Source organism: Oscillibacter sp. MSJ-31 (assembly GCF_018918025.1).
GTDB lineage: Bacteria > Bacillota > Clostridia > Oscillospirales > Oscillospiraceae > Hominicoprocola.
Map to the genome: position 1 here is coordinate 1 of NZ_JAHLPT010000044.1, position 3636 is coordinate 3636.

Sequence of the window (3636 nt, forward strand, 5' to 3'; positions counted from 1 at the left end):
TGGTGACCCGTACCGGATTCGAACCGATGTTAAAGGCGTGAGAGGCCTCTGTCTTAACCACTTGACCAACGGGCCGTTTTGGTACACCTTCAGGGACTCGAACCCTGGACACCCTGATTAAGAGTCAGGTGCTCTACCAACTGAGCTAAAGGTGCATATACCAGGGATTCCTTGTACCCTGAAAACCGAACAAAGAAAAACTACTCATGCCTCTCAAGGCTTTTGCCTGCTTCTTTCGTAGGTCAAGCCCTCGGACTATTAGTACGCGTCAGCTCCATACATTACTGCACTTCCACCTCGCGCCTATCAACCAGATCGTCTCTCTGGGTCCTTACTTCTTTCGAATGAGAGATCTCATCTTAGGGGGAGTTTCACGCTTAGATGCTTTCAGCGTTTATCTCGTCCGTACATAGCTACCCAGCTATGCCCTTGGCAGGACAACTGGTGCACCAGAGGTACGTCCATCCCGGTCCTCTCGTACTAAGGACAGCTCCCTTCAAATCTCTTACGCCCGCAACAGATAGGGACCGAACTGTCTCACGACGTTCTGAACCCAGCTCGCGTGCCGCTTTAATTGGCGAACAGCCAAACCCTTGGGACCGAATTCAGCCCCAGGATGCGACGAGCCGACATCGAGGTGCCAAACCTCCCCGTCGCTGTGGACGCTTGGGGGAGATCAGCCTGTTATCCCCAGGGTAGCTTTTATCCGTTGAGCGATGGCATTTCCACTCACATACCACCGGATCACTAACTCCAACTTTCGTTACTGCTCGACCCGTCGGTCTCGCAGTTAGGCTCGTTTATGCGTTTACACTCAATGCACGATTTCCGTCCGTGCTGAACGAACCTTTGAGCGCCTCCGTTACCTTTTTGGAGGCGACCGCCCCAGTCAAACTGCCCGCCTAACAGTGTCCCCCGACCGGATTCACGGCCGCAGGTTAGAAAATCAGCAATCCAAGAGTGGTATCCCAAGGGCGACTCCACATGACCTGACGACCATGCTTCTCCGTCTCCCACCTATCCTGTACATGAATTACCGATTTCCAGTATTAAGCTGCAGTAAAGCTCCATGGGGTCTTTCCGTCTAGTTGCGGGTAACTGGCATCTTCACCAGTACTACAATTTCGCCGGGTGGGCTGTCGAGACAGTGCCCAGATCATTACGCCATTCGTGCGGGTCAGAACTTACCTGACAAGGAATTTCGCTACCTTAGGACCGTTATAGTTACGGCCGCCGTTTACCGGGGCTTCAATTCGATGCTTCGTTGCCTGACATCTCCTCTTAACCTTCCGGCACCGGGCAGGCGTCAGCCCATATACGTCATCTTTCGATTTAGCATAGACCTGTGTTTTTGGTAAACAGTTGCCTGGGCCTATTCACTGCGGCCTCTTTCGAGGCTCCCCTTCTTCCGAAGTTACGGGGTCAACTTGCCGAGTTCCTTGACAACCCTTCTCCCGTTGGCCTTAGGATTCTCTCCTCATCTACCTGTGTCGGTTTGCGGTACGGGCACCTTAGCATTCCTTAGAGCTTTTCTCGCCTCCGAGCATCGCGGACTTCCCTACTATATTTCAGTCCCTTTCGCCGCGGTCTACCAACGCCGCGGTTCCGCTATCTCGAAGTGTCCCTCTAACTTAAGTTTCGGTGGTTACGGAATTTCTACCGTATGTGCATCGACTACGCCTCTCGGCCTCGCCTTAGCTCCCGACTTACCTTGGGCGGACGAACCTTCCCCAAGAAACCTTAGATTTTCGGCCATTATGATTCCCACATAATTCTCGCTACTCATTCCGGCATTCTCACTCGAATACAGTCCACCGTTCCTTCCGATACGACTTCACCCCGTATTCGACGCTCCCCTACCACTGTCTTTTGACAATCCCAAGCTTCGGTTGTGTGCTTAGCCCCGTTATATTTTCCGCGCAGAGTCACTCGACCAGTGAGCTATTACGCACTCTTTTAATGAGTGGCTGCTTCTAAGCCAACATCCTGGTTGTTTTCGCAACTCCACATCGTTTTCCACTTAGCGCACATTAGGGACCTTAGCTGTGGGTCTGGGCTGTTTCCCTTTTGACAATGAAACTTATCTCACACTGTCTGACTGCTATCCATCATTTATCCGGCATTCAGAGTTTGATAGGGTTCAGTAACCTTATCGGCCCCTAGCCCATTCAGTGCTTTACCTCCGGTAAACTAAGATAACGCTAGCCCTAAAGCTATTTCGGGGAGAACCAGCTATCTCCGAGTTCGATTGGAATTTCTCCGCTATCCACAAGTCATCCGCCACCATTGCAACGGGGGTCGGTTCGGCCCTCCATGGAGTTTTACCTCCACTTCAGCCTGCTCATGGATAGGTCACCCGGTTTCGGGTCTATGGCAACGAACTTTATACGCCCTATTCAGACTCGCTCTCGCTGCGCCTTCGGTACTGAATACCTTAAGCTTGCTCGTTACTATAACTCGCCGGACCGTTCTACAAAAAGTACGTCATCACACTTTAACGTGCTTTGACTGCTTGTAAGCACAAGGTTTCAGGTTCTCTTTCACTCCCCTCCCGGGGTCCTTTTCACCTTTCCCTCACGGTACTGCTCCTCTATCGGTCATCAGGTAGTATTTAGGCTTGGATGGTGGTCCACCCGGTTTCCCACGGGGTTTCACGTGTCCCGCGGTACTCTGGATCCAGACTGTCAGCTCCTGCTTTCGGATACGGGGCTCTCACCCTTTTTAGCCGGCCTTCCCATGCCGTTCTCCTAGCTTCCTCTGATCGTGATGTCTGTCCGCAACCCCGGAGAATAAATCCTCCGGTTTGGCCTCCTCCGCGTTCGCTCGCCACTACTTGCGGAATCTCGGTTGATGTCTTTTCCTGGTCCTACTTAGATGTTTCAGTTCAGACCGTTCCCCTCGTACACCTATTTGATTCAATGCACGATGCTTGAGTATTGCTCAAGCGGGTTCCCCCATTCGGAAATCCACGGATATAGCGGATATTTGCTCCTCCCCGTGGCTTATCGCAGCTTGTCACGTCCTTCTTCGGCTCCTGATGCCAAGGCATTCCCCTTGCGCTCTTTATAGCTTGACCTATCGAATCATCGCTGATTCTCAGTTGAATTATGCAGGCAATTTTACAGGATTTTTGAAATTGTAATCGTTACCCATCTATACGATGTTCCACAATTAAAACCTTCATTCTTTCAAACGCTTCCGCTTGAAAGACCTCTCTGTTGCCTTGCTTATCACTTTCATCTTTCTTTGTTCAGTTTTCAAGGTACAAAGCTCTGACTTGAAGTCAGATGGAAATACTCGATCGCTCGAATACTTCTATCCAATTTCAAATTGGTGGAGATAGTCGGGATCGAACCGGCGACCTCCTGCTTGCAAGGCAGGCGCTCTCCCAGCTGAGCTATATCCCCGTGCTATCTTCTTGAGTTTAAGTGGTGGGCCCGAGTGGGCTCGAACCACCGACCTTACGATTATCAGTCGTACGCTCTAGCCAGCTGAGCTACGGGCCCATCTCTTAAGGCCATACCGCGTCTTCATCGCGTGTGCCCTCTAAATTAAACAACGAACAACTCGCTGCGCTCTCGCGCCGCGTCCGTCTGTTTTCACAGACGCTTCCGCACCCTGACCTTAGGAACTCTG

At 51.5% G+C, this 3636-nt stretch carries 4 tRNA genes and 1 rRNA gene; all 5 read right to left on the bottom strand.

Annotation, left to right across the window (positions count from 1 at the left end):
• Window positions 1–75: transfer RNA gene (locus tag KQI17_RS13140), tRNA-Glu, on the bottom strand.
• 4 nt (window positions 76–79) lie between these two features.
• Window positions 80–155, bottom strand: a tRNA-Lys gene (locus KQI17_RS13145).
• Window positions 156–238: 83 nt separating this feature from the next.
• A 23S ribosomal RNA gene (locus KQI17_RS13150) occupies window positions 239–3076 on the bottom strand.
• Window positions 3077–3331: 255 nt separating this feature from the next.
• Window positions 3332–3407, bottom strand: a tRNA-Ala gene (locus KQI17_RS13155).
• Between the two features lie 22 nt (window positions 3408–3429).
• Window positions 3430–3506 (bottom strand) — tRNA-Ile (locus KQI17_RS13160).
• Window positions 3507–3636 lie beyond the last annotated feature (130 nt).